This window comes from Streptomyces sp. SD15 (assembly GCF_054462255.1).
On sequence record NZ_JBTLMO010000002.1, the window covers coordinates 84,620 to 110,265 of the forward strand.

General features: G+C 69.8%; 23 protein-coding genes. 5 read left to right on the forward strand and 18 right to left on the reverse strand.

All coding sequences use genetic code 11. From position 1 onward, the window contains the following. Positions 1 to 2: 2 nt before the first annotated feature. Entirely contained in the window at positions 3 to 716 is a 714-nt protein-coding gene (locus ACX28W_RS02310) for an MBL fold metallo-hydrolase (RefSeq protein WP_458997054.1), read from the reverse strand. 180 nt (positions 717 to 896) lie between these two features. On the opposite strand from ACX28W_RS02310, the gene ACX28W_RS02315 reads away from it, so the two are divergent. Both ACX28W_RS02315 and ACX28W_RS02320 read left to right on the forward strand, forming a co-directional pair. Then, entirely contained in the window at positions 897 to 1,718 is an 822-nt protein-coding gene (locus ACX28W_RS02315) for a peptidylprolyl isomerase (protein ID WP_458997055.1), read from the forward strand. Between the two features lie 135 nt (positions 1,719 to 1,853). After that, the gene (locus ACX28W_RS02320) at positions 1,854 to 3,083 is read left to right on the forward strand and encodes a DUF349 domain-containing protein (RefSeq protein ID WP_458997056.1); all 1,230 of its coding nucleotides are present in this window, start codon (positions 1,854 to 1,856) and stop codon (positions 3,081 to 3,083) included. A 95-nt stretch (positions 3,084 to 3,178) separates the two neighbouring features. Here the strand turns inward: ACX28W_RS02320 and ACX28W_RS02325 are convergent, their stop codons facing one another. The 16 genes from ACX28W_RS02325 to pgsA form a co-directional block, all read right to left on the reverse strand. Further along, a complete protein-coding gene (locus tag ACX28W_RS02325) occupies positions 3,179 to 5,698 on the reverse strand; it encodes a RelA/SpoT family protein (protein WP_458997057.1) in 2,520 nt (839 codons plus the stop codon). Between the two features lie 231 nt (positions 5,699 to 5,929). Further along, positions 5,930 to 6,469: an adenine phosphoribosyltransferase gene (locus ACX28W_RS02330; protein WP_458997058.1), complete on the reverse strand. Its 540-nt coding sequence runs from the start codon at positions 6,467 to 6,469 to the stop codon at positions 5,930 to 5,932. Next, positions 6,466 to 7,590, reverse strand: a complete 1,125-nt coding sequence (secF, locus tag ACX28W_RS02335; RefSeq protein WP_458997059.1) for a protein translocase subunit SecF — start codon at positions 7,588 to 7,590, stop codon at positions 6,466 to 6,468. The genes ACX28W_RS02330 and secF overlap by 4 nt, the downstream gene beginning before the upstream one ends. Position 7,591: 1 nt before the next feature. Then, entirely contained in the window at positions 7,592 to 9,361 is a 1,770-nt protein-coding gene (gene secD, locus ACX28W_RS02340) for a protein translocase subunit SecD (protein ID WP_458997060.1), read from the reverse strand. Between the two features lie 142 nt (positions 9,362 to 9,503). Next, positions 9,504 to 10,037, reverse strand: coding sequence for a preprotein translocase subunit YajC (gene yajC / locus ACX28W_RS02345; RefSeq protein WP_458997061.1), 534 nt, complete (start codon positions 10,035 to 10,037; stop codon positions 9,504 to 9,506). A 163-nt stretch (positions 10,038 to 10,200) separates the two neighbouring features. Continuing rightward, a complete protein-coding gene (gene ruvB, locus ACX28W_RS02350; RefSeq protein WP_458997062.1) occupies positions 10,201 to 11,295 on the reverse strand; it encodes a Holliday junction branch migration DNA helicase RuvB in 1,095 nt (364 codons plus the stop codon). Positions 11,296 to 11,427: 132 nt separating this feature from the next. Further along, positions 11,428 to 12,036, reverse strand: a complete 609-nt coding sequence (gene ruvA / locus ACX28W_RS02355; RefSeq protein WP_458997063.1) for a Holliday junction branch migration protein RuvA — start codon at positions 12,034 to 12,036, stop codon at positions 11,428 to 11,430. Then, positions 12,033 to 12,575, reverse strand: coding sequence for a crossover junction endodeoxyribonuclease RuvC (gene ruvC, locus ACX28W_RS02360; protein ID WP_362069858.1), 543 nt, complete (start codon positions 12,573 to 12,575; stop codon positions 12,033 to 12,035). The genes ruvA and ruvC overlap by 4 nt, the downstream gene beginning before the upstream one ends. A 199-nt stretch (positions 12,576 to 12,774) precedes the next feature. After that, a complete protein-coding gene (locus tag ACX28W_RS02365; protein WP_458997064.1) occupies positions 12,775 to 13,527 on the reverse strand; it encodes a YebC/PmpR family DNA-binding transcriptional regulator in 753 nt (250 codons plus the stop codon). Positions 13,528 to 13,602: 75 nt separating this feature from the next. After that, a complete protein-coding gene (pdxT, locus tag ACX28W_RS02370) occupies positions 13,603 to 14,208 on the reverse strand; it encodes a pyridoxal 5'-phosphate synthase glutaminase subunit PdxT (RefSeq protein WP_458997065.1) in 606 nt (201 codons plus the stop codon). A gap of 13 nt (positions 14,209 to 14,221) precedes the next feature. Beyond that, positions 14,222 to 15,145 (reverse strand): pyridoxal 5'-phosphate synthase lyase subunit PdxS, encoded by a 924-nt coding sequence (pdxS, locus tag ACX28W_RS02375; RefSeq protein WP_458997066.1) that lies wholly within the window; start codon positions 15,143 to 15,145, stop codon positions 14,222 to 14,224. Positions 15,146 to 15,538: 393 nt separating this feature from the next. After that, positions 15,539 to 16,084 (reverse strand): LemA family protein, encoded by a 546-nt coding sequence (locus ACX28W_RS02380; RefSeq protein ID WP_458997067.1) that lies wholly within the window; start codon positions 16,082 to 16,084, stop codon positions 15,539 to 15,541. A gap of 25 nt (positions 16,085 to 16,109) precedes the next feature. Continuing rightward, on the reverse strand, positions 16,110 to 17,075 hold the full coding sequence (locus tag ACX28W_RS02385; RefSeq protein WP_458997068.1) for a formylglycine-generating enzyme family protein: 966 nt from the start codon (positions 17,073 to 17,075) through the stop codon (positions 16,110 to 16,112). A 2-nt stretch (positions 17,076 to 17,077) separates the two neighbouring features. Continuing rightward, positions 17,078 to 18,238: a glycosyltransferase family 4 protein gene (locus ACX28W_RS02390; RefSeq protein WP_458997069.1), complete on the reverse strand. Its 1,161-nt coding sequence runs from the start codon at positions 18,236 to 18,238 to the stop codon at positions 17,078 to 17,080. Next, positions 18,235 to 19,146: a phosphatidylinositol mannoside acyltransferase gene (locus ACX28W_RS02395; RefSeq protein ID WP_458997070.1), complete on the reverse strand. Its 912-nt coding sequence runs from the start codon at positions 19,144 to 19,146 to the stop codon at positions 18,235 to 18,237. Before ACX28W_RS02395 ends, ACX28W_RS02390 begins: the two co-directional genes overlap by 4 nt. Continuing rightward, on the reverse strand, positions 19,143 to 19,862 hold the full coding sequence (gene pgsA / locus ACX28W_RS02400) for a phosphatidylinositol phosphate synthase (protein ID WP_458997263.1): 720 nt from the start codon (positions 19,860 to 19,862) through the stop codon (positions 19,143 to 19,145). Before pgsA ends, ACX28W_RS02395 begins: the two co-directional genes overlap by 4 nt. Positions 19,863 to 20,078: 216 nt before the next feature. Here pgsA and ACX28W_RS02405 point away from each other — a divergent pair, with 216 nt between their 5' ends. Then, positions 20,079 to 22,274, forward strand: coding sequence for an elongation factor G-like protein EF-G2 (locus tag ACX28W_RS02405; RefSeq protein ID WP_458997071.1), 2,196 nt, complete (start codon positions 20,079 to 20,081; stop codon positions 22,272 to 22,274). Between the two features lie 207 nt (positions 22,275 to 22,481). Further along, complete coding sequence (locus tag ACX28W_RS02410; protein WP_458997072.1) at positions 22,482 to 24,155, forward strand: CvpA family protein; 1,674 nt, start codon at positions 22,482 to 22,484, stop codon at positions 24,153 to 24,155. Between the two features lie 160 nt (positions 24,156 to 24,315). On the opposite strand, the gene ACX28W_RS02415 is transcribed toward ACX28W_RS02410, so the two are convergent. After that, positions 24,316 to 24,876 (reverse strand): HIT family protein, encoded by a 561-nt coding sequence (locus ACX28W_RS02415; RefSeq protein WP_458997073.1) that lies wholly within the window; start codon positions 24,874 to 24,876, stop codon positions 24,316 to 24,318. Between the two features lie 67 nt (positions 24,877 to 24,943). On the opposite strand from ACX28W_RS02415, the gene ACX28W_RS02420 reads away from it, so the two are divergent. Then, positions 24,944 to 25,600, forward strand: a complete 657-nt coding sequence (locus ACX28W_RS02420) for a potassium channel family protein (RefSeq protein ID WP_458997074.1) — start codon at positions 24,944 to 24,946, stop codon at positions 25,598 to 25,600. Positions 25,601 to 25,646: the final 46 nt, after the last annotated feature.

Consider the following 25,646-nt stretch of genomic DNA (forward strand, 5'->3'; position numbering starts at 1 on the left):
CGTCACATTCCTCGTCGGGGAGCGGTGTTCACATCAGCTCCCTGGCCGGCTGCCACCTGCCGCAGATACGGGTTGGCGGCGCGCTCCTGGCCGATGGTCGTCTGGGGGCCGTGGCCGGACAGCACCACGGTCGAGTCGTCGAGCGGCAGGCACACGCGGGCCAGCGAGCCGAGCATCTCGTCCATGTCACCGCCGGGCAGGTCGGTGCGTCCGATGGAGCCGGCGAAGAGCAGATCCCCGGAGAAGAACACGGACGGGATGTCCGCGCTCTCGGGCATCCGGAAGGCCACCGACCCCTTCGTATGGCCGGGCGCGTGCGCGACGGACAGCTCCAGGCCGGCGAGTTCCAGTCGCGCGCCGTCGGTGAGCGTCTTCACGTCGTCCGGCTCCCCCACCGTCAGCTCGCCCATCAGCGGCATCCCGATGGACCGGCCGAGCGCCCGCTCCGGGTCGCTCATCATGTACCGGTCCTCGGGGTGGATCCAGGCCGGTACGTCGTGCGCTCCGCACACCGGGACGACCGAGGCGACATGGTCGATGTGGCCATGGGTGAGGATGACCGCGACGGGCTTGAGCCGATGCTTCAGAAGCGTGTCCTCGACTCCCTGGGCGGCCTGATGGCCCGGGTCGATGATCACGCACTCCTCACCCGCGGCGGGGGCGACCAAGTAACAGTTGGTGCCCCAGGCCCCGGCGGGGAACCCGGCAATGAGCACGATCGTCCTTCGTGGTGGCGTACGCGATGTGTCGTACGGGGTGGGCGGCTGTGGATCAGAGCCTACCGGCGCTGCCGATTCCTCAGCGAACCCATATACGGTACGGGGCACACGCAGGCGGTCGGCTCACAAGACGCACGCGTCCCACTTGACGTACGAGACGCATGAGGAGATAACCCGGTGGTCACCCAGGAACAGCGGCGACGTCAGCTCGCCCGGGAGAAGTTCTTGCGGCAGCAGCAGCGGCGTACGGCCGCGCGGCGCAAGACGAACATGCGCAACTCGGTGATCGCATCGGTCCTCGGTGTGGTCGTCGTCGGCAGCGTGGTGTCGTACGCGACCGGGGTGTTCAACGGCGACGACAAGAAGGCCAACGCGGGCGCGGAGGTGACCCCGAGCGCTTCGGCGACGAGCGCGGCACCGGATCCGTGCGAGAAGGCCGCCGAGGGCGCGGCGAAGTCGCTGAGCTGGAAGAAGGAGCCGGCGGTCACCATCGACAAGTCCGCGGACTACACGATGAAGATGGCCACGACCTGCGGCGACATAGACATCGCCCTGAAGACGGCCGCGGCCCCGCACACCGTGAACTCGTTCAGCTTCCTCGCGGGCAAGGGGTTCTTCGACCACACCAAGTGCCACCGGCTCACCACGAACGGCATCTACGTGCTGCAGTGCGGTGACCCGCAGGGCACCGGCAGCGGCGGTCCCGGGTACACGATCCCGGACGAGAACCTGAAGGACAAAACCCTCAAGGGCGGCGTGTATCCGGCAGGCACGGTCGCCATGGCGAACACCGGCACGGCGCACACCGGCGGCAGCCAGTTCTTCCTCGTGTACCAGGACAGTCAGCTGCCGGCCAGCTACACACCGTTCGGAACTATTTCCAAGTCCGGCCTGACGGTCCTCAAGAAGATCGCGGCGGCCGGCGAGAGCACAGGCCAGGGCGATGGCGCGCCCAACGCGACCGTCGTCGTCAACAAGATGACCGTGACGAAATCCTGACCGTCAACTGCGAAATTTCGGTCGCGCTGGATGCGGACAGCCGCCGTGCTGGTCGCCTATGTTGGCCGTGACGAAACTGTGGACGATGCCCGGGGGCACTGAAGCCCCTCGCAGGCATCATGTGGAGGAGGCGCTGTGAGCAGCGACCCGTGGGGCCGCGTCGACGAGACGGGGACCGTGTACGTGCGTACGGCCGACGGCGAGCAGGTCGTCGGTTCCTGGCAGGCCGGCTCTCCTGATGAGGCGCTGGCTTACTTCGAGCGCAAGTACGAAGGCCTGGTTGTCGAGATCGGCCTCCTCGAGAAGCGAGTGAAGACCACCGACCTGTCGGCGAAGGACGCGCAGACGGCCATCGACCACATTCGCGAGCAGGTGGACGCCCACCACGCGGTGGGTGATCTGGACGCGTTGCGGCAGCGGCTGGACAAGCTCGTCGAGACGGTCGAATCGCGCCGTGAGGAGCGCAAGGTCCAGCGCGCGAAGCAGTCCGACGAGGCGCGGCACGCCAAGGAGGCGCTGGTCGTCGAGGCGGAGGAACTGGCGCAGAGCGACCAGTGGCGGGCGGCCGGTGAGCGGCTGCGCTCCCTGGTGGACACGTGGAAGGGGCTGCCACGACTCGACCGCAAGTCGGACGACGAGCTGTGGCACCGCTTTTCGCATGCCCGCTCGGCGTTCTCCAAGCGGCGCAAGGCGCACTTCGCCTCGCTGGACGCGCAGCGTGAGGAGGCCCGCAAGACCAAGGAGAAGCTGGTCGCGGAGGCCGAGTCGCTGTCCGGCTCGACGGACTGGGGTCCCACCGCGGCGCGCTACCGCGAGCTGATGACGGACTGGAAGTCCGCGGGCCGCGCCCAGCGCGAGCACGAGGACGACCTGTGGAACCGCTTCCGCGGCGCCCAGGACGTCTTCTTCGCGGCGCGCAGCTCGGTCTTCGCCGAGCGGGACGCGGAGCAGACGGAGAACCTGAAGCTCAAGGAGGAGCTGGCCGAGGAGGCCGAGAAGCTCGTCCCGGTGCAGGACCTGAAGGCGGCCCGGGCCGCTTTCCGCTCGATCAACGAGCGCTGGGAGGCCATCGGCCATGTGCCGCGCGACGCCCGCCCGAAGGTCGAGGGCCGGATGCACGCGGTGGAGCGGGCTTTCCAGGAGTCCGAGGAGGCCGAGTGGCGCCGGACCAACCCGGAGGCACGCGCGCGTGCCGAGGGTCTGACCGGTCAGCTGCAGGCTGCCGTGGACAAGCTCCGTGGCCAGATCGAGGCGGCGCGCTCCGCGGGCAACACCGCGAAGGCCGACAAGCTCCAGAGGGAGCTCGACGGCCGTCAGGCGCTGCTCGACCAGGCGCTGAAGGGGCTGCAGGAGTTCGGCGGCTGAGGCGGCTGAGGCGGCTGAGGCGGCTGAGTTTTTCCGCTGCTACGTAGAGGGGCTCCCGTACGGTGCGTACGGGAGCCCCTCTACGTAGCGGCCGATTACGGCCTGCGGGCCGAAGTGACGCGGTACACGTCGTAGACGCCCTCGACGCCCCTGACCGCCTTCAGGACGTGCCCCAGGTGCTTGGGGTCGCCCATCTCGAAGGTGAAGCGGGAGGTGGCGACGCGGTCGCGGGACGTCTGGACGGCCGCGGACAGGATGTTGACGTGCTGGTCCGACAGGACGCGCGTGACGTCCGAGAGGAGTCGGGAGCGGTCCAGGGCCTCGACCTGGATGGCGACCAGGAAGACCGAGGACTGGGTGGGCGCCCACTCGACCTCGAGGATGCGCTCGGGCTCACGGGACAGCGAGTCGACGTTGACGCAGTCGCTGCGGTGCACCGAGACGCCGCTGCCGCGGGTGACGAAGCCGATGATCGGGTCGCCGGGGACGGGCGTACAACAGCGGGCGAGCTTGACCCACACGTCGTCGACGCCCTTGACGACGACACCCGGGTCGGCGTTGGAGCGCCGCTTGCGGCCGCGGCCGCGCGCGGGCGGAACCGACTCGTCGATCTCCTCGGTGGCCGCCTCCTCGCCACCGAGCGCCTGCACCAGCTTCTGCACGACGCTCTGCGCGGCGACATGGCCCTCGCCGATCGCCGCGTACAGCGACGAGATGTCGGGGTAGCGCATCTCGTGCGCGAGGGTGACCAGGGAGTCGCCGGTCAGGATGCGCTGGATCGGCAGGTTCTGTTTGCGCATGGCGCGCGCGATGGCGTCCTTGCCCTGCTCGATCGCCTCGTCGCGGCGCTCCTTGGAGAACCAGGCGCGGATCTTGTTGCGGGCGCGCGGGGACTTCACGAAGCCGAGCCAGTCGCGGGAGGGGCCCGCGCCGGCCGCCTTGGAGGTGAAGACCTCCACCAGGTCGCCGTTGTCCAGCGTGGATTCGAGCGGTACGAGGCGGCCGTTGACCCGTGCGCCTATGGTGCGGTGGCCGACCTCCGTGTGGACCGCGTACGCGAAGTCCACCGGGGTCGCGCCCGCCGGGAGCGCTATGACGTCGCCCTTGGGCGTGAAGACGAAGACCTCGTTGCGGGACAGGTCGAAGCGCAGGGACTCGAGGAACTCGCTGGGGTCCTCGGTCTCCTTCTGCCAGTCGAGCAACTGGCGCAGCCACGCCATGTCGTTGACGGCGTCCTTGTCCTTGCCCGCGCTCCTCGGGGCGTCGGTGCGCACCTTGGAGGCACCGGCGGAGGGCTCCTGCTTGTACTTCCAGTGCGCGGCGATGCCGTACTCGGCACGGCGGTGCATGTCGAACGTACGGATCTGGAGTTCGACGGGCTTGCCGTTGGGTCCGATGACCGTCGTGTGCAGCGACTGGTACATGTTGAACTTGGGCATCGCGATGTAGTCCTTGAACCGGCCGGGGACCGGGTTCCATCGCGCGTGCACCGTGCCGAGGGCCGCGTAACAGTCGCGCACCGTGTCGACCAGTACACGAATGCCCACCAGGTCGTAGATCTCCGCGAAGTCACGGCCGCGGACGATCATCTTCTGGTAGACGCTGTAGTAGTGCTTCGGGCGGCCGGTGACGGTGGCCTTGATGCGGGCGGCGCGCAGGTCGGACTGGACCTCGTCGGTCACTATGGCGAGGTATTCGTCGCGCTTGGGGGCCCGCTCGGCGACAAGGCGCACGATCTCGTCGTACATCTTGGGGTAGAGGATCGCGAAGGCGAGGTCCTCCAGCTCCCACTTGATGGTGTTCATGCCCAGCCGGTGGGCGAGAGGCGCGTAGATCTCCAGGGTCTCGCGCGCCTTCTTCTCCTGCTTCTCGCGCTTGAGGTAGCGCATGGTGCGCATGTTGTGCAGACGGTCGGCGAGCTTGATGACCAGGACGCGGGGGTCCTTGGCCATGGCGACGACCATCTTGCGCACGGTCTCGGCCTGCGCGGCCTCGCCGAACTTGACCTTGTCGAGTTTGGTGACGCCGTCGACGAGGAGGGCGACCTGGTCGCCGAAGTCGCGACGCAGGGTGTCGAGGCCGTACTCGGTGTCCTCGACGGTGTCGTGCAGGAGGCCCGCCATCAGCGTGGCCGGGTCCATGCCGAGTTCGGCGAGGATCGTGGTCACGGCGAGCGGGTGCGTGATGTACGGGTCGCCGCTCTTGCGCTTCTGGCCGCGGTGCCAGCGCTCGGCGACCTGGTAGGCGTTCTCGATCTGCCGGAGCGTCGCCGTCTCGATCTTCGGGTCATTGCTGCGCACTATCCGCAGCAGCGGCTCCAGGACCGGGTTGTACGGGTTGGAGCGCTGGACGCCGAGCCGGGCGAGGCGGGCCCGTACGCGGTTGGAGGAGCCGCCGGTGCGCGTGGGCTGGCCCGCCGCGGAACGGACTGCCGGGGTGCTCGCGGGGCGCTCGGGAGTGGCCGGCTTGGGGCGTGGCTGCTCGGCCGCCTTGTCGTCCGGCGCGGACTGGGCGTGTTCGACCGGCCCGCTGGTGGCGTTCTTGGCGGGCGTGTCCGCGGGACCCGAGGTGGGCTCGGGCTTGGCGGCGGTGAGTGGCTGGGCCTCGTCTGGCAAGAGGACTCCTCGTGCGCGATCCGGGTCCCCCGGTCAGGCTCCGGATACCCCATGGTAGCGATCCTGAGCGTCGGACTCTCTTTCGGCCGCTGGGACGGCCTCGTACAGGAGCAACGCAAGAGGCGGGCGCCGGATTCCTCCGGGCCCGCCTCTGCGGTGTCCTAGGGGTGTCTCAGGCCTTTCCTGAGGCTTTCCCCGGGGGGATCGGACCTTGCTGGGTCCTCAGGACGCTCAGACCTTGAGGAGCGCCTCCAGCGGAGCGCCCGCGAGGGCCGGCTCCAGGCGGCCGCGGCCGCCGAGGAAGCCGAGCTCCATCAGTACGGCGACGCCCGCGACCTCGGCGCCCGCCCGGCGGATCAGCTCGAGCGAGGCCTCGGCCGTGCCACCGGTGGCGAGGACGTCGTCGACGACCATGACACGGTCGCCCGCGACCAGGTCCTCGGCATGGACCTCGATCTCGGCGGAGCCGTACTCCAGGTCGTACGCCTGCGACAGCGTCGCTCCGGGAAGCTTGCCCGCCTTGCGTACGGGGATGAAGCCGAGCCCGGCACGGACGGCGACGGGGGCACCGAGGATGAAGCCGCGGGCCTCCAGGCCGACGATCTTCGTGGCTTCGTTGCGGACGGCGATGTCGGCCAGCGCTTCGGTGAGCGCCGTGAACGCCGCGGGGTCCGCCAGGAGCGGGGTGATGTCCTTGAACATCACGCCCGGCTCCGGGTAGTCGGCAACGTCACGGATACGGCTGAGCAGCAGCCCTTCGATGTCGGTCATCGGCGCTTTCCCGAGGGTCGGCCGCGGCCACGGCTGCGGGAAGCGGGCTGGCTGCGCGGGCCGACGACCGCCGTTGCGGCGTCCTCCGGCTCGTCGTCGTCCAGCGGTTCGTCGAAGACCTCGGTCTCGGTCTCCAGGGGCTCGCCCTTCGCGGCGGCCTGAGCCCGCTTGGCGAGCACGCGCTTCTTCAGGGCCTTCATCTGCGGCTCGCGCTCCTTGAGGTCGGCGACGAGCGGCGTGGCGATGAAGATCGAGGAGTACGCACCGGCCGCGAGGCCGACGAACAGCGACAGCGAGATGTCGTTGAGCATGCCCGCGCCGAGCACACCGCCACCGATGAACAGCAGGCCCGCGACCGGCAGCAGCGCGACCACCGTGGTGTTGATGGAGCGGACCAGCGTGCCGTTGATCGAGCGGTCGGCGATCTCGCTGTAGGTCCAGCGGGTCTGTTTGGTGATGTCCTTCGTCTGTTCCTTGAGGCTGTCGAACACGACGACCGTGTCGTAGAGCGAGTAGCCGAGGATCGTGAGCAGACCGATCACGGTGCCTGGAGTGACTTCGAAGCCGACCAGGGCGTAGATGCCGACCGTGATGGTGATGTCGTGGATCAGTGCGACGAGCGCGGCCAAGGCCATGCGCCACTCGAAGGCGATCGCCAGGTAGATCACGACGAGGACCATGAAGATCGCCAGGCCTTGCCAGGCCTTGTTGGCGATCTGGTCACCCCAACTGGGGCCGACCAGCTCCGCGTTGATCTTGTCAGCGTCGACCTTGAGGTCCTTGGCGAGCTGCTCGTTGATCTGGTCGGACTTGCCGGTGTCGATGCCGGCGATCTGGATGCGCAGGCCGCCGTTGCCGAGCTGCTGGACGATCGCGTCGTGGCCGGACGCCTCTTCCGCGTACGTCTCGGCCTGGGACACCGAGACGCTGGTCCTCTCGGTGGTGAAGACGGCGCCGCCCTGGAACTCGATGCCCATGTTCAGGCCGCGCACCGTCAGGCCGAGGATGGCCGTGATGGTGATCAGGATCGAGATGCCGTACCAGATCTTGCGCTTGCCGACGAAGTCGTAGCCGATCTCGCCGCGGTGGAGCCGGGCGCCGAGGGTGCCGAGTTTCGACATCTCACGCCTCCTTCGTGTCGACGGGGGCGGAAGCGCGACGGGTGCGGCGCAGCGGCGGCTTGGCGCCCAGTCGCTTCGGGTCGAGACCGGACCAGCTGTGGCCGCTCGCGAAGAACTTCTTGCGGGCGAGGATCGTCATCAGCGGCTTGGTGAAGAAGAAGACCACGACCACGTCGAGCACGGTGGTCAGACCGAGCGTGAACGCGAAGCCCTGGACCTTGCCGACGGTGACGATGAAGAGCACCGCGGCGGCCAGGAACGACACGAAGTCGGACACCATGATGGTGCGCCGGGCCCGTGGCCAGGCACGCTCGACGGCGGGCCGCAGGGAGCGGCCCTCGCGGATCTCGTCCCGGATGCGTTCGAAGAACACGATGAACGAGTCCGCTGTGATACCGATCGCGACGATCGCACCGCAGACGGCCGGCAGGTTCAGTGCGAACCCGATGGTGGGACCGAGCAGCGCCATGATCACGTACGTGAGGATGCCGGAGACCAGCAAGGAGGCGATCGCGATGAGCGACAGGCCCCGGTAGTAGACCACCAGGTAGACGACGACCAGGGCCAGGCCGATGCCGCCCGCGATCAGACCGGCTTCGAGCTGCTCACCGCCGAGCGCGGCGGTGACGGTGGTGACGCTCGCCTCCTTGAAGGTGAGCGGCAGCGCGCCGTACTTCAGCATGTTCGCCAGGTCCTGCGCCTCGGTCTGGTCGAAGCTGCCGGAGATCTCCGCGCTGCCGCCGGTCAGCGCCTGGTTGACGTACGGGTCGGAGACGACCTCACCGTCGAGGACGATGGCGAACTGGTTCTGCGGGGACTGGTTCTGCGCGAGCTTGCCGGTGATGCTGGCGAACTTCTTGGAGCCACCGGACGTGAAGTCCATGGTGACCTTCCAGCCCGCGGTGCTCTGGGTGTCGAAGACGGCGGAGGCCGACTTGATGTCCGTACCCGACACCTCGGCGGGGCCGAGGATGTACTTCTGCCACTGGCCCGAGGAGTTCTGGCCGCAGGCCACGGTGGTGTCTGTGGGCTTGACGCCTTCGCCGGTCTTGGCCCGGACCGCCGGGTCGGTGCAGTCGAGCGCGGTGTACTGCGCTTGGAGCGCGGTGGTCGCGGCGTCGGCGCTGCTGCTCGCGGACGGGGAGGCGCTGGCGGAGGCCGAGGAAGTCGCGGAGCTGCTCGCGGACGGCGTGGAGTCGGCCTTCAGGGCGTCGGTGACCGCGCGGCCCTGGGAGGTGGCGGTGGCCGACGGGCTCGCGGAGCTCGACGAGGACGAGGTCGCCTTGTCGGCGGCCGACTCGGAGGCGCTCGGCGACGCGCTGCCGGAGGCGCTCGTCGACGGGCTGGCCGTCGCGGCCGTCCCGGTGACCTCGGTGGTCAGGACCGGACGGAAGTAGAGCTTGGCGGTGGTGCCGACCTGCTCCCGGGCCTGCTTGGAGTTCGTGCCCTTGGGGATGTTGACGATGATGTTGCGATCGCCCTGGGTCTGGACCTCCGCCTCGGAGACGCCAAGACCATTGACACGGCGGTTCATGATGTCGACCGCGGTGTTCATGTTGGTCTTGTTGATCGCGTTCGGCTGGCCCGGCTCGTTCTTCGCTTCGAGCGTGATGCTCGTGCCGCCGGCGAGGTCGATGCCGAGACGCGGAGTGGTGTGCCCGGAGAGGAACATCCCCCCGGTGAGCGCCACGATGGCGATCAGGATGAGGGCCAGCGAGCGCCCCGGCCTGCTCTGGGCGCTCGCGCTCCGGCCCTTCTTCGGTGCTGCCACCTTCTCGTACTCCCTCTCGGGCCGCCTCGCGCGGGGTCAGCGCGTGGGCGGCCATGACATGGTGTCGGGACTCCGTGCGGTAAGACGCACATCCCGGGAGACGCGGGGCACGAGCGGATCGCGCCGCGTCCCCGGGGGGTGCCTACTTCGCGTCGGACTCGCCGTCGGTCTTCTTCGGCTCGGCTTCGTCGTCCTTGTCGGCCTTCGCCTCGACCTTCGCCTCGGCGGTCTCGTCGACCTTGTCGGACGGCTCGTCCGCGGCGTCCTTCTTGCCGAGGTCGAGGGGCTTGGCGTCGGAAGCGTCGGAAGCGACGTCGGCGGCGGGCTCGTCGGTCTTGGTGAGGGAGGAGGCGTCGTCCGGAACGATCGAACCGTCGGCCTCCAGCTCGTGCTCGATGCCGTGGACGATGCGGTTGTACTCGTCGTCGGAGAGCACGGCGCCGATCGCGTTCTTCGCGAAGAGCAGGTCGACACCCGGGCCCGCATCAAGAAGGACCGAGTCCTCGTTGACCTCCTTGACGGTGGCGTACATACCACCGATCGTGCGCACGCCGGAGCCGGGCTGCATCTCATTGCGCATGGACGCGGCCTGCTGCTGCTTCTTCTTGGCCGACCGGGTCATCAGGAACATGGCCCCGATGAGCACGATGAACGGGAGGAGGGTCACGAGACTCACGGGTCGGAACTTCCTTCTTCGACCGCAATGGTGAGCGGCCTGCTGGATGGGGGTATGTACGTCGCCGACAAGGGCGGCATCGGCGGAGTCTAAGCGAGTCCGCACTCAGGGAACAACGCTCAGCATGGCACCGGGGTTCCTGACCTCGCGAGTGCCCTCGCCGTCACGCCCCGAACAGGTCCCCTTGTCCGTTTCCCCCGTTTGACCGGGAGGGCGGGGTGAGGCCGAGATGCGCCCAGGCGGCCGGGGTCGCGACCCGACCGCGCGGTGTCCGGGCGAGCAGGCCTTCCCGCACCAGGAAGGGCTCGGCGACCTCCTCGACGGTCTCGCGCTCCTCCCCCACCGCGACCGCGAGCGTGGACAGGCCGACCGGGCCGCCGCCGAAGAGCTTGAGCAGGGCTTCCAGGACGCCGCGGTCGAGGCGGTCGAGGCCGCGGCCATCGACTTCGTAGACCTTCAACGCGGCCGCCGCGATCTCGCGCGTGATGACGCCGTCGGCCTTCACCTGCGCATAGTCCCGTACACGGCGCAGCAGGCGGTTGGCGATACGGGGCGTGCCCCGGGAGCGGCCGGCGATCTCGGCGGCGCCGTGGGAGTCGATCTCGACGTCGAGGAGGCTCGCGGAGCGGTGGATGACACGCTCCAGCTCGGCGGGCTCGTAGAACTCCATGTGCGCGGTGAACCCGAAGCGGTCGCGCAGCGGGGGCGGCAGCAGTCCCGCGCGCGTGGTGGCGCCGACCAGGGTGAACGGCGGCAGCTCCAACGGGATCGCGGTGGCGCCGGGGCCCTTGCCGACGATGACGTCGACGCGGAAGTCCTCCATCGCCATGTAGAGCATCTCCTCGGCCGGCCGGGACATGCGGTGGATCTCGTCGAGGAACAGCACCTCGCCCTCCTGGAGCGAGGAGAGGATCGCGGCGAGGTCTCCGGCGTGCTGGATGGCCGGGCCGCTGGTGATGCGGATCGGGGCGCCCATCTCGGCCGCGATGATCATCGAGAGGGTGGTCTTGCCGAGGCCCGGGGCGCCGGAGAGGAGCACATGGTCGGCGGTGGCGCCGCGCGCGCGTGCGGCGCGCAGGACGAGGTCGAGCTGTTCGCGGACCTTCTCCTGGCCGATGAACTCGTCCAGGTCCTTGGGGCGCAGGGCCGCCTCGACGGCCTGGTCCTCACGGTCGGCGACAGAGCCCACCAGCCGCTCCGCGGCGGGGCCGACAAGCCGCTCGGCGGCGGTCTCGTCGGTCGTGTCGTCCCAGTTCACTGAAGTTCTCCTAGCCGTGCGGGCCGGGTGAGTCGTCGGCCGGGGGTCCGGGGTGCGTCCCCCGGGGAAGCACAGCGTTGCTTGTGCCTCGCGGTCGCAGGGGGGTCCTACGGGCTTCGGGGCTCACGGCCCCTAGCGTGCTCTGTTGAGGGTCTGCAGGGCGGCCTTCAGCAGCTGGCCCACCGGGGGTGCGCCCGCGGCGGCCTCCGCCTGCGGGGCGACCGCGGAGACGGCCTCGTCGGCCTCACGGGTCGCGTACCCGAGGCCGATCAGGGCGGCGTGCAGTTGGTCGCGCCAGCCGGTGCTGACCGGAGACCCGATTCCCGTGCTCGTGCCGAGCGGCTCGCCGAGCCGGTCCTTGAGCTCGAGGAGAAGTTTCTGGGCGCCCTTCTTGCCGATGCCGGGGACGGCGGTGAGCGACTTCTCGTCGTCGGTGGCCACCGCGCGGCGCAGGGCGTCGGGCGTGTGCACGGCCAGCATGGCCTGGGCCAGGCGCGGGCCGACGCCGCTCGCGGTCTGCAGCAGCTCGAAGGTCTGCCGCTCGTCGTCGTCGGCGAAGCCGTAGAGAGTGAGCGAGTCCTCGCGTACGACGAGGGAGGTGGCGAGCTTGGCCGGCTGTCCCATGCGCAGCCCGGAGAGCGTGCCCGGCGTGCACTGGACGGCGATGCCGATGCCGCCCACCTCGACCACCGCGGAGTCGGGGGCGAGGGCGGCGACCGGGCCGCTGACGAAGGCGATCATGCGGTACGCCCTTTCGATGCGAGTTTCGATGCGTGCAGGGCGACGGCCTGCTGGAGTCTGTTCTGGGCGGGTGCGCGCCAGATGTGGCAGATGGCGAGGGCGAGAGCGTCGGCGGCGTCGGCGGGCTTGGGGGGCGCGTCGAGCCGAAGGAGGCGGGTGACCATGGCGCCCACCTGTGCCTTGTCGGCGCGGCCGCTGCCGGTGACGGCGGCCTTGATCTCGCTCGGGGTGTGCAGGGCGACGGGGATGCCGCGCCGGGCGGCGCAGAGCGTGGCGACGGCGCTGGCCTGTGCCGTGCCCATCACCGTACGGACGTTGTGCTGGCTGAACACCCGCTCCACGGCGACGAATTCGGGTTCGTACTCGTCGAGCCACTGCTCGATGCCCTGCTCGATGGCGACGAGGCGCAGGCCCAATTCGGCGTCCGCCGGGGTGCGTACGACACCGACGCCGCGCATGGTCAGGGGCCGGCCCGCGACACCTTCGACCACGCCGACACCGCACCGGGTCAACCCCGGGTCAACCCCCAGTACCCGCACCCCAATGCGCCCCTTCTGCGGCTAAACCGCCGCCGCTTTCGCGGAGGTGGCTGATCGCCGTCGTGGTTGCTCAATTGATGGTTGCGGTCCCGCGGGCGACGATCATCATCTGTTGTCGCCAGGCTATCTGCTGCCACTGACAACGACGGCGGGCCGGTAGGACGCGTCCCACCAGCCCGCCAGAAGGAAGCCTCGCGCCTCAGGCGTCGACCTTCTCCATCACGTCGTCGCTGACGTCGAAGTTGGCGAAGACGTTCTGCACGTCGTCGCTGTCCTCGAGCGCGTCGATCAGCTTGAAGATCTTCCGGGCGCCGTCCTCGTCCAGCTCGACCTGCATGGTCGGGACGAAGTTGGCGTCGGCCGAGTCGTAGTCGATCCCGGCTTCCTGGAGGGCGGTGCGGACCGCGACCAGGTCGGTCGCCTCGGAGAGCACCTCGAAGGACTCGCCCAGGTCGTTGACCTCCTCGGCACCCGCGTCGAGCACGGCACCCAGGACGTCGTCCTCGGTCAGCTCGCCCTTGGGGACGATCACGACGCCCTTGCGGTTGAAGAGATACGAGACGGAACCCGGGTCGGCCATGTTGCCGCCGTTACGGGTCATGGCGACCCGGACGTCCGAGGCGGCGCGGTTGCGGTTGTCGGTGAGGCACTCGATGAGCACCGCGACACCGTTCGGGCCGTAGCCTTCGTACATGATCGTCTCGTAGTCGGCGCCACCGGCTTCGAGGCCGGCGCCACGCTTGACCGCGGAGTCGATGTTCTTGTTCGGGACCGAGCTCTTCTTGGCCTTCTGAATGGCGTCGAACAGCGTGGGATTGCCGGCGGGGTCGGCGCCACCCGTGCGGGCCGCGACCTCGATGTTCTTGATCATCTTCGCGAAGAGCTTGCCGCGCTTGGCGTCGATCACGGCCTTCTTGTGCTTCGTCGTAGCCCATTTAGAGTGGCCGGACATCTGCCTGTCTCCTTCGCGTAACCCATCCTGCACGAACTCCCCCAGACCTTAAGAGTCTGGGGGGACCCCCAGATCCTACAAGGACTCCGGTGAGCGGTTCGCGCGCACCATGTCGACGAAGAGGCCGTGCACGCGGTGGTCGCCGGTCAGTTCGGGGTGGAACGACGTGGCGAGCGCGTTGCCCTGGCGTACGGCGACGATGTGGCCCTCGTGCTCGGCGAGCACTTCGGCCGCGGCGCCTACGGATTCGACCCAGGGGGCGCGGATGAAGACGCCCTCTACAGGATCGCCCTCTACGCCCTTGACGTCGACAGCCGCTTCGAAGGACTCGTTCTGACGTCCGAAGGCGTTGCGGCGCACGATCATGTCGATGCCGCCGAACGTCTCCTGGCCCGAGCGCGGGTCGAGGATCTTGTCGGCGAGCATGATCATGCCCGCGCAGGTGCCGTAGACCGGCATGCCGTCCCGCACGCGTGCGCGCAGGGGCTCCATCATCCCGAACAGAGCGGCCAGCTTGGAGATGGTGGTGGACTCGCCGCCGGGGATGACCAGGCCATCCACCTCGGCGAGCTCCTCGGGGCGCCGCACCGGCCTGGCCACGGCGTCAGCCGCGGCCAGGGCGATCAGGTGCTCCCGTACGTCGCCCTGGAGAGCCAGGACGCCTATGACGGGGGTGTTCATGAGTGGTGTTGCCTTACCAGCCGCGGTTGGCGTAGCGCTCGGTCTCGGGGAGGGTGTCGCAGTTGATGCCGACCATGGCCTCGCCCAGGTTGCGGGACGCTTCCGCGATGATCTTCGGGTCGTCGTAGAAGGTGGTCGCCTTCACGATGGCGGCGGCGCGCTTGGCCGGGTCACCGGACTTGAAGATGCCGGAGCCGACGAAGACGCCCTCGGCGCCGAGCTGGCGCATCAGGGCGGCGTCGGCCGGGGTGGCGACACCACCGGCGGAGAACAGCACGACCGGGAGCTTGCCCAGCTCGGCGACCTCCTTGACGATCTCGTACGGGGCGCGCAGCTCCTTGGCGGCGGCGTACAGCTCGTTGTTGTCGAAGCCGCGCAGCTTGGCGATCTCGTTCTTGATCTGGCGCAGGTGGCGGACCGCCTCGACGACGTTGCCGGTGCCGGCCTCGCCCTTGGAGCGGATCATGGCCGCGCCCTCGGCTATGCGGCGCAGGGCTTCGCCCAGGTTGGTGGCGCCGCAGACGAAGGGGGTCGTGAAGGCCCACTTGTCGGAGTGGTTGACCTCGTCGGCCGGGGTGAGGACCTCGGACTCGTCGATGTAGTCGACGCCGAGGGACTGGAGCACCTGGGCCTCGACGAAGTGGCCGATCCGCGACTTCGCCATCACCGGGATCGAGACGGCGTCGATGATGCCCTCGATCATGTCCGGGTCGGACATGCGGGCCACACCGCCGTCCTTGCGGATGTCGGCCGGGACCCGCTCCAGGGCCATGACGGCGACGGCGCCCGCATCCTCGGCGATCTTCGCCTGCTCGGGCGTGACGACGTCCATGATCACGCCGCCCTTGAGCTGCTCGGCCATGCCGCGCTTCACGCGCGCGGTGCCGGTCGCAGTGCTTTCAGCGGGCTGGGCGGAGTTGGAGAGGGTGCTGGACACGGGTTGACCTCACTCGGTGAAAGAGGGTTTCTGCAGCACCGAGGGAACATCTCGCGACCAGGCCACAGCAAGGGCCAATGGGGAGGCGGTGGCTCGTTTTTCGGTGTGTGGGGGTGGAGGCGGGGGGGGTGTTCGCCCCCGCCGCCCCTACCCATTCCCGTCCCCTGGGGGCTCCGCCCCCAGACCCCCGCTTCGACCTGAACGGTCTCGTCCTCAAGCGCCGGACGGGCTGAAAGAGTGCGGCCCGGCGCTGAAAATCTTCTGACCCCGGCCGGGGATATCCAGCCCGTCCGGCGTTTGAGGACGAGCCTTTCGGGCGAGCGGGGGTCCAGGGGGCGCAGCCCCCAGGGATGGGACCGGTAGGGGCGGCGGGGGCGGGAAACCCCGGGGCGTTCAGCTGGTCGGACGGTCCGCGAGGGCCGTCGGCGGCTCGTCGTCCATCTCGAAGGCCATGGGAAACGGCGCGTGCCCAGCGAGCCGGAACCAACGCACCTTGTGGTGCCGACGCAGGGCACGCGCGGCACGTACCGCGTCGTTGTGGAAGCGCCGAGCCATCGGCACCCGCCGCACCGCCTGAGCCAGCTCACCTGCCGCCGCCTCGCCACCCGGCGCCTCCCGCACCGCCTCCACCTGCTGCGCCTCCCCGAAAACGGCCCGCAACGCTTGACTGAGCTCGCTCTCGGCGACCTCACGCTGCTCCTCCTCCGCCTGCCGGGCAGCGTGCGCCGCCTCGTACAGCACGATCGAGGCGGCCGGATCGAGAACCCCGGAGGTCGCCAACTCCTGGGCGACCGAGGCACGGCGCAACAACTGCGCGTCGAGGGCGGCGCGCGCGGCGTCGATCCGGGCGTGCAGCCGGTCGAGACGCCCCGCGGTCCAGCTCAGGTAGAGGCCGATCGCGACGAGGCCGACGAGGATCCAGATCAGGGTTGCGGTCACGGGCGGCAAGGCTACCCCGGTGCGGTCACCCCGCCGTCACGTCCCAGGCGCAGCGGAACCCGCCGTGCCCGGTCGAGGAGTCGGGCGTGTTCTTCGACCGGGCCGCCACCCGGTAGCGGTTGCAGTACGAGGTGTGGCACAGGTAGGAGCCGCCACGGATGACGCGCTGCTCGGCGCCCGCCCCGGCGGCGTCCGCCGCGGAGAAGGGGTCGGCGCACCACTCCCACACGTTGCCCGAAGTGTTGTACAGGCCGAAGCCGTTGGGCTCGTACGCGTCCACGGGGACGGTCCCGGTGACGCCGCCGGGGCGGGTGCTGACCCGGGGGAATTCCCCCTGCCAGGTGTTCATCCGCTCCTGCCCGCCGGGCGCGAAATCGTCACCCCAGGGGTAGCGGCGCCCCTCGAGACCACCACGAGCCGCGTACTCCCACTCGGCCTCGGTGGGCAGCCGGGCGCCCGCCCAGGCGCAGTACGCGAGAGCGTCGTGGTACGAGACGTGCACCACCGGGTGGTCCGCACGCCCGTCGACGTCCGAGCCGGGACCCTCGGGCGCGCTCCAGCGGGCGCCCTCGACGCCCAGCCACCAGGGTGCCGCGGCGACCGCCCCGAAAACCGCGTCCCGCGCGCGTGGATGCAGCAGCAGATGGAACACGAAGGAACTGCCGTATCGCTCCGCCTCCGTCACGTACCCCGTCTCCCGCACGAAGTCGGCGAAGCGGGCGTTGGTGACGGCCGTCGCGTCGATCCGGAACGGCTCGAGGATCACCGTACGGACCGGCCCCTCGGCGTCGTCCGGGTACCCCTCGCCGAAGGCGTCGCCCATACGGAACGCACCGCCGGGCAAGGTGATGGCTGAAACGTCGCGACCGTCGCGCGCCGGACCTTCACGCCTCCGCCGAGCGGGCGCCGCCAGTTGGAAAAGCGAACTGGCCTCGCCGCGCGCGGGCGCGCAGCACGACTCTGTCCCGCCCGGGGCAGACCTGTCCGTCACGCTCAGTCCCGGGCCAGCCCGAACCGCGCCCGCAGCCCGGTGCGCTCGTCCGCGGCCACCGCCGCCGCCCCGTCCGTCACGGTCTCGTAGACGGACAGGATGTCCGCCCCGACGGTCGACCAGTCGAAGCGCCGCACATGGGCGCTCCCCCGCGTGCGGAGCTCGGCCCGGCGCTCGGGGTCGCCGAGCAGTCGTACGGCCGCGGTGGCCAGCGCGTCCGCGTCCTCGTTGGCGAACAGCTCCCCGGCCGCCCCATGGTCGAGGACCTGCGCGAAGGCGTCGAGATCGGAGGCCAGTACCGGCGCCCCCGCCGACATCGCTTCCACCAGGATGATGCCGAAGCTCTCGCCGCCGGTGTTGGGCGCCACATACAGGTCGACGCTGCGCAGGAAGCGGGCCTTGTCCTGGTCGCTGATCATGCCGAGGAACTCGACGCGCGAGCGCATCTCGGACGGCAGCGACTCCACGGCCTCCTCCTCGTCGCCACGTCCGGCGACCAGGAGCCGGGTCCCCGGGCGCTCGGCGAGGATCTTCGGGAGTGCCTTCATGAGGACGGGCAGGCCCTTGCGGGGCTCGTCGATGCGGCCGATGAAGCCGAGGGTGTCGCCCTGCCACTCGGGCTTGGCCTCGGCGCGGGCGAAGAAGTCGACGTCGACGCCGTTCGGGATGACGACCGCGTCGCCGCCCAGGTGTTCGACGAGGGTGCGGCGCGCGTACTCGCTCACCGCGATCCGGGCGCTGATCTTCTCCAGGGCCGCCTGCAGGATCGAGTACGCGGCGACCATCGCGCGCGAGCGCGGGTTCGAGGTGTGGAAGGTGGCGACGATGGGCCCCTGTGCGGCCCAGCACGCGAGCAGTCCCAGGGACGGCGAGGCCGGTTCATGGATGTGGATCACGTCGAAGGTGCCGTCGTGCAGCCAGCGCCGCACCCGGGCCGCGGACAGGAAGCCGAAGTTCAGTCGCGCCACGGAGCCGTTGTACGGCACCGGAACGGCCCGGCCGGCCGAGACGACGTACGGCGGCAGAGGTGTCTCGTCGTCCGCGGGGGCGAGCACGGAAACCTCGTGCCCGAGGCGGATGAGGTGCTCGGCCAGGTCGCGGATATGGAATTGGACGCCGCCCGGCACGTCCCAGGAGTACGGGCAGACGATGCCGATCCTCACGGGGAGCCCTTCGTCGGATCGAGATCCGCGAGCCACAAGCGCTGCAGCATGTGCCAGTCCTCCGGGTGTTCGGCGATACCGGTGGCGAAGGCATCGGCCAGCGCCTGTGTCATGACAGACGTCTTCTCGGCCCGGGTACCTGTCCCGGGGACCTCGACGGGGGGATAAACGCGCCCCCGCATCACCGGCGAGTCGTCGTACCAGAGCGTCGCCGGCAGCAGCGCGGCGCCGGTCTGCTGCGCCAGCAGGGCCGGCCCCGCGGGCATCCGGGTCGCCTCGCCGAAGAACTCGACCTCGACGCCGGACGCGGACAGATCGCGTTCGGCGACCAGGCAGACCAGACCGCCGTCGCGCAGCCGGCGGGCCAGTGTGCCGAACGCCGAACCCCCGCTGTGCGGCAGGACCTCCATGCCGAGACCCTCGCGGTAGGCGACGAAACGGTCGTACAGCGATTCCGGTTTGAGGCGCTCGGCGACCGTCGTGAAGGGCGTCCGGAGTGCGGTGGTCACCCAGGCGCCCGCGAGGTCCCAGTTGCCCATGTGCGGGAGGGCCAGGATGACGCCTCGCCCGGACGCGAGGGAGTCCGTCAGGTAGTGCAGGTCCTTGGCGTCGAAACCCGTCCGAACGCGCTCCTCGCTCCAGGCCGGAAGGCGGAAGGACTCCATCCAGTAGCGCAGATACGAGCGCATGCCCGCCCGGGAGAGCTCGGCGAGCCGCTCCGGGGTCGCGCCGGGCACCACGCGTGCGTAGTTGCTCTCCAGGCGCCGTACGCCCTTGCCGCGCTTCTTCCAGGTGATGTCCGCGACCGTGCGGCCGAGGCGCACGGCGACCGGCTCGGGGAGCTTCTTGATCGTGCTCCAGCCGGCTGCGTACGCCCCGTCCACCAGTCGCTCCTGGAGGCTGGTCACGACGTGGCCCCACTGTTCTGGGCGGCGGCCGCGTCCGCCTCCGCGGACTCGCGGCGCACCGTGACGACGCGCTGGATCAGCGTCACCAGGCTGCCGACGGCGACGATCCACAGGGCGATGGGCAGCAGCCACTGGATGCCGGGCACCCCGAACTTGTGCAGCCCCGCCAAGCCCGCCGCGACCAGCGAGATCACCAGGCGTTCGGCGCGCTCGATCAGGCCGTTGACGGCGACCGGCAGGCCGATCGACTCACCGCGGGCCTTGGTGTACGAGACCACCTGGCCGCTGGCCAGGCAGAAGATCGAGACGGCGCACAGGGCGTTGTTGTCGCCGCCGCCCGCGTACCAGAGCGCCAGGCCGCCGAAGATCGCGCCGTCGGCGACCCGGTCGAGCGTGGAGTCCAGGAAGGCGCCCCAGCGGCTGGTGCGGCCGAGCTGGCGCGCCATGTTGCCGTCGACGAGGTCGGAGAAGACGAAGAGCGTGATGACGACCGTGCCCCAGAAGAACTCCCCCCGGGGGTAGAAGACCAGCGCGCCCACCACGACTCCGGCCGTGCCCAGGAGGGTGACCGTGTCGGGGCTCACCCCCCGGCGGATGAGAAACGCGGCGAACGGTGTGAGGACACGCGTAAAGAATGCACGCGCGTACTTGTTCAGCATGGCCTTCCCGAGGGTCGGTGTCGCCGTGCGGCCCCTTATGGCTACCGGCTGGCCCATCGTAGTCACGCGCGTGCGGGTGCGACGGTCGGGCACCCGCACCCCGCGTCTCGACGGGATGCCGCCGGTGTCATGGCGCGATCCCGTCCGCCGTATGGACGCACCGTGACGCGAGTGCAAAGCTCGAAGAACCGCGGGCGTCATCGGTGCCGCACCGCACGCGGATCCGGTATGCCCGCGCCCACAGTGACCTCACCGTGCACGGGAGGCAAGGCCATGGGCGACAAGGCGAACACACACCCCGGAGCCGCCGGCAGGGCTACAGCGGCCGACCACCCCGCGTCCGTACGGAATGTGGTGCTGGTCGGCCACAGCGGATCGGGCAAGACGACTCTGGTGGAAGCTCTCGCGCTGACGGCGGGAGCGGTGAACCGGGCGGGCCGCGTGGAGGACGGCGGCACCGTCTCCGACTACGACGAGATCGAGCACCGGCAGCAGCGCTCGGTGCAGCTCTCCCTGGTACCCGTCGACTGGGACGGATACAAGATCAATATTCTCGACACCCCCGGATACGCCGACTTCGTCGGTGAACTCAGGGCTGGTCTGCGCGCCGCGGACGCGGCCCTTTTCGTCGTCTCCGCCTCGGACGGCGTGGACGGCTCGACCCGGTTGGTATGGGAGGAGTGCGCGGCGGTCGGCATGCCGCGAGCCATCGTGATCACCCACCTCGAAGCGGCCCGGGCCGACTTCGACGAGATGACCCGGACCTGCGCGGAGGCCTTCGGCGCGGACGACCCCGACGCCGTACTGCCGCTGTACCTGCCGCTGCACGGCACACAGGGACCCGACGGGCACGCGCCCGTGACCGGGCTGATCGGGCTCCTTACGCAGCGACTGTTCGACTACTCCTCCGGGGAGCGCAAGGAGGCGGAGCCGGGCCCCGAGCAGCTGCCGCTGATCGAGGAGGCGCGCAACCGGCTGATCGAGGGGATCATCGCCGAGAGCGAGGACGAAACCCTCATGGACCGCTATCTCGGCGGCGAGGAGATCGACGTCAAGACACTCGTGCAGGACCTGGAACGGGCCGTGGCGCGCGGGGTCTTCTTCCCCGTACTGGCTGCCGCCCCCGCCCCCGCGGGCGCCCGTCAGGGGATCGGCACGGTCGAACTCCTCGAGCTGGTCTCCGGCGGTTTCCCGACCCCGCTGGAGCGCGCGGCGCCCACGGTGACCACACCGGACGGCGCGGCGCGCGAGGTCAAGGCGTGCGACCCGAACGGGCCGCTGGTCGCCGAGGTCGTGAAGACGGCCAGCGACCCCTATGTGGGCCGGGTCTCCCTCGTACGCGTCTTCTCGGGCACCCTGCGCCCCGACGAGACGGTGCACGTCTCGGGCCACGGCCTCGCCGACCGCGGCCACGAGGACCATGACGTCGACGAGCGCGTCGGCGCCCTGTCCAGGCCGTTCGGCAAGCAGCAGCGCGCCCTCACGCACTGCATCGCGGGCGACCTGGCGTGCGTGGCGAAGCTCAACCGGGCGGAGACCGGCGACACGCTCTCGGCCAAGGACGACCCACTGCTCATGGAGCCCTGGCAGATGCCCGACCCGCTGCTGCCGCTCGCCATCCAGGCGCACAGCAAGGCCGACGAGGACAAGCTCTCGCAGGGGCTGGGACGGCTGGTCGCCGAGGACCCCACCATGCGCCTGGAGCAGAACCAGCACACCCACCAGGTCGTTCTGTGGTGCCTGGGCGAGGCCCACGCGGACGTCGCCCTGGAACGGCTGCGCAACCGCTACGGCGTCCAGGTCGACGTCGTACCGCACAAGGTCTCCCTACGGGAGACGTTCGCCGACAGGTCCGCGGGGCGCGGGCGCCATGTGAAGCAGTCCGGCGGCCACGGTCAGTACGCGATCTGCGAGATCGAGGTCGAGCCCCTCCCGAACGGCTCGGGCGTCGAGTTCGTGGACAAGGTCGTCGGCGGGGCCGTGCCCCGGCAGTTCATCCCGTCCGTCGAGAAGGGCGTGCGCACCCAGGCCGCCAAGGGCGTGACCGCGGGCTATCCGCTCATCGACGTACGGATCACCCTGCTCGACGGCAAGGCGCACTCCGTGGACTCCTCCGACGCCGCGTTCCAGACCGCGGGCGCGCTCGCCCTGCGCGAGGCGGCCGCCGACGCCAGGATCCATCTCCTGGAACCGGTGGCCGAAGTGACGGTTCTGGTCGGCGACGACTATGTGGGCGCCGTGATGAGCGACCTGTCCGGGCGTCGCGGCCGGGTCGTCGGCACCGAGCAGGCGAGTGGCGGGCGCACGCTCGTACGGGCCGAGGTCCCGGAGATCGAGATCGGGCGGTACGCCGTCGATCTGCGCTCCGTCTCGCACGGCACCGCACGCTTCAACCGCAGTTACGCGCGGCACGAGCCGATGCCGCCTCAGGTCGCCGAAAGGATCCGCGAACAGGCCCAGGACGCCTGACAGTTCAATACTTCATCCGTCGCTCCATTCATCGCTCCATTCATCGCTCCGTTCATCGCTTCATCCGTCGGCGGGCGGCTTCGGCCGTCCGCCGACGAATGTCGGTCACGGCCGATACTCTGAGAACCTGATCAAGACGATGACCTGATCAACAGGTGTGCGGGGCAGGTAAGTCGGGAAGAGCCGCAGGAGCGGGGTGCGGCGGCGATGGGGGCGGAAGTGGCGTTCGACGGTTTCGATTTCACTCCCGGGGCGCAGGTGCCGCTCTCGGGCTCCGCGGGCCAGACGGCGGCGACCTTCGCCCTCGCTTCGGCGGCGTACCGGGACAGCGACGTCACGGAGATCCTCAAAGCCAACAACGAATGGCACGAGTCCACCGTCAGTTCCGGCCGCAAGTGGGCGACGATCTTCAAGCCCAACCTCGGCGAGGCCTTCGGGCGGGCAGTGGTGGACCGCATGCTGGGCGCGGAGCGCAAGCCGCTCATCCAGTCCTTCGGCACCGAACCGCAAGTCGTCGTGGAGCACTGTCTCGCGGCGAACCGCATCCGCAGGGAGCGGGACAACTGGCTGTCGGCCGTGATGGTGCTGTGCGGCGTGCTCTTCCTGCCCGGACTCCTGGCCTGGCTGCTGGTCTTCCAGCTCCGATCCATGATCGCCAAGCAGACGAACAAGCGCGCCGGCGCCCTCGCCACCGCGCTCCTGGTCGCCGTCGGCGCCTTCGCCGTGCTCTTCCTCATCCGCATGCCGTTCACCGGCTTCTGGGCCTGGTACGCACGCGCGTCGGTCGTCCTCCCGGTCGTCGGCTGGCTCTGGGCCAAGCAGATCTGCGAGCGCACCGCCAAAGACCTGCGCGAGCGCTGGGACAGCCTCCTGTCCGGCGGCGGCATCGGCGCCAAGATCCCCGAGGCCGTGCCCGGCAGCCCGGGCGAGACCGCGGCCGAGCGGCTGCGCCAGTCCCTGGCCAACCTCAGCGCCGAGCAGCAGTCGAACTCGGTCTTCTACGCCGGCCCCAAGGGCATACTCGGCATGGGCACCCGCTGGGGCAGCTGGCAGCTCGCCGAGGACCTGGTGCCCAAGGACCCGGACAAGGAGATCCACCCCTTCCGCAGCTGGGACGTCATCCGCTCCGTCCACGACAAGCTCCGCATGCTGGAGCGCGGCCCGCTCAACACCGGTGGTTTTACGAAGCCTTCGATAAAGCACTGGATCGTCTCGCCGGTCGGCGAGAACGCCAAAGCGGTGTCGCGCCCGGGCGGTACGGACGTGGAGGCGTACACGATCAAGACCCACGCCATACAGGACATCTGCAACAAGCAGCAGTTCGGCAGCGGCGACCGGCACTACCTCGGCGTTCAGTGGACGCTGTGGGACGGCCAGTTGATCATCACCATGCTGATCACCGTGACCGTGCTGCACGAGACACTGCGCATCGAGATCACCGGCCATGCGCTGGGGCCCGTGCACTCGCTGTTCACCAGCAAGCCCGAGGCGCCGACAAAAGAGGTCGCCAAGGCCGTCAAGTTCTGGGAGACCCGCAAGGTGAAGCTGCCGCTGGTCACCACCGACGAGGTCGTGCGACTCGCGGCGCGCGCCCCGCTCACCGGGTACCCACCGCTGCTGAACTGGCTCGGCGGCTCCCTGACACTCCCCGAGCCCTTCGGCCTCCGGCACGCCTGGGCCGACCAGCCGTGGCGGCACCGCTTCATGGCCGACGACGCGCTGCGCGCCGCGACGCCCGTGCTCCGCGTGGTGCACGCAGCGGCGATCAAGGTCCTCGACGAGAACGGCGTCGACACGGAGAAGTTCGGCAACCGCTCGTCGTTCCTCAGCGGAGCGGTCCAGGACCCGTCGCCGCGGAAGGCGGACGCCTACGACGCGTAGACTTCCGGCGGATTCGCGGGGAAACGGCGGTGGGTTCGGTGCGGGTCGTGGTGGGCTGGTCGCACCCACGCGCCGGAGCCGCACATGTCACGGCCCCGCGCCCCCTGAGGGGCGCGTCTGCCAGGGCGCCCGCGACAAGGCGCCCCGGCACAGCGGCCGATTACCGCGTCGGCCAGGCCTCTGCCAGCATCTTGCGGGTGTCCGCGAGGAGCTGGGGCAGGACCCTGGTGTGGCCTACGACCGGCATGAAGTTCGTGTCGCCGCCCCAGCGAGGCACGATGTGCTGGTGGAGGTGCGCGGCGATGCCCGCACCCGCCACAGTGCCCTGGTTCATACCGATGTTGAAGCCGTGCGCGCCCGAGGCGGTGCGCAGCGCGGTCATCGCCTGCTTGGTCAGCTCACCGAGTTCTGCGGTCTCCGGGGCGGTCAGGTCGGTGTAGTCCGCGACGTGGCGGTAGGGCACGACCATGAGGTGGCCGCCGTTGTACGGGTACAGGTTGAGCACCGAGTACACCTGCTCACCGCGCTTGACGATGAGCCCGTCCTCGTCGGACTTGGCAGGGATCGAGCAGAACGGACAGCCGTCCTCGGCCCCCGGGCCGGTGGGCTTGTTCTCGCCCTGGATGTAAGCCATCCGGTGGGGCGTCCACAAGCGCTGGAACGCGTCCTGCGTTCCCACTCCGATCTGCTGCTCCGGCTCACTCGTCATGTGGGGAAGCATATGGCTTCGCCCGTTCGCGGCGTGTCGGCGGGGGCCGTACAAAAGGACCTGCGGCCAAGCTGGCGCAATGGACGACGACAGCCCACAGGCCCGCTGGGAGCGGCGCACCGAGATCCCGCTCGGCCTGGGGTCACTGCTGTTTCTCTCCCTGTACGCCGCCCTTGTCCTGGCCCACGGCCTGGCCGAGGAGTGGAAGAACGCCTGCCTGGCGGCCCTGCTCGTCACCTGGGCCCTGTTCGCCGTCGACTACGCCGTGCGCTGGCGGCTGAGCGGGCAGCGCCTGCGCTTCGTACGGACACACTGGCTGGACACCCTGGTACTCGCCCTGCCCCTGCTGCGCCCGCTGCGGATCGTCAAGCTCTACGACGCGGTACAGCGCCGCCACGGACAGCCCCGATTCAGCCTGCACGCGCGCGTGATCACGTACGCGACCCTCTCCGTGACCCTCCTGGGCTTCGCCGGTGCCCTCGCCGTCTATCAGGTGGAGCACGCGGCGCCGAACGCGACGATCCTCACCTTCGGGGACTCGGTGTGGTGGACCTGCTCCACACTCGCGACGGTCGGCTACGGCGATGTCACCCCCGTGACGCGGTGGGGACGAGTGATCGCCGTGGGGCTGATGGCCTGCGGCCTGGCGCTGCTCGGCGCGGTGACGGGGTCGTTCTCGTCGTGGCTGTTGCAGGTGTTCGCGCGCGAGGGCGACGAAAGGCCCCCGGGAGCCTGAGCATCCCGGGGGCCTCGCACGACATACGCGACACAGGCGTCAGAGA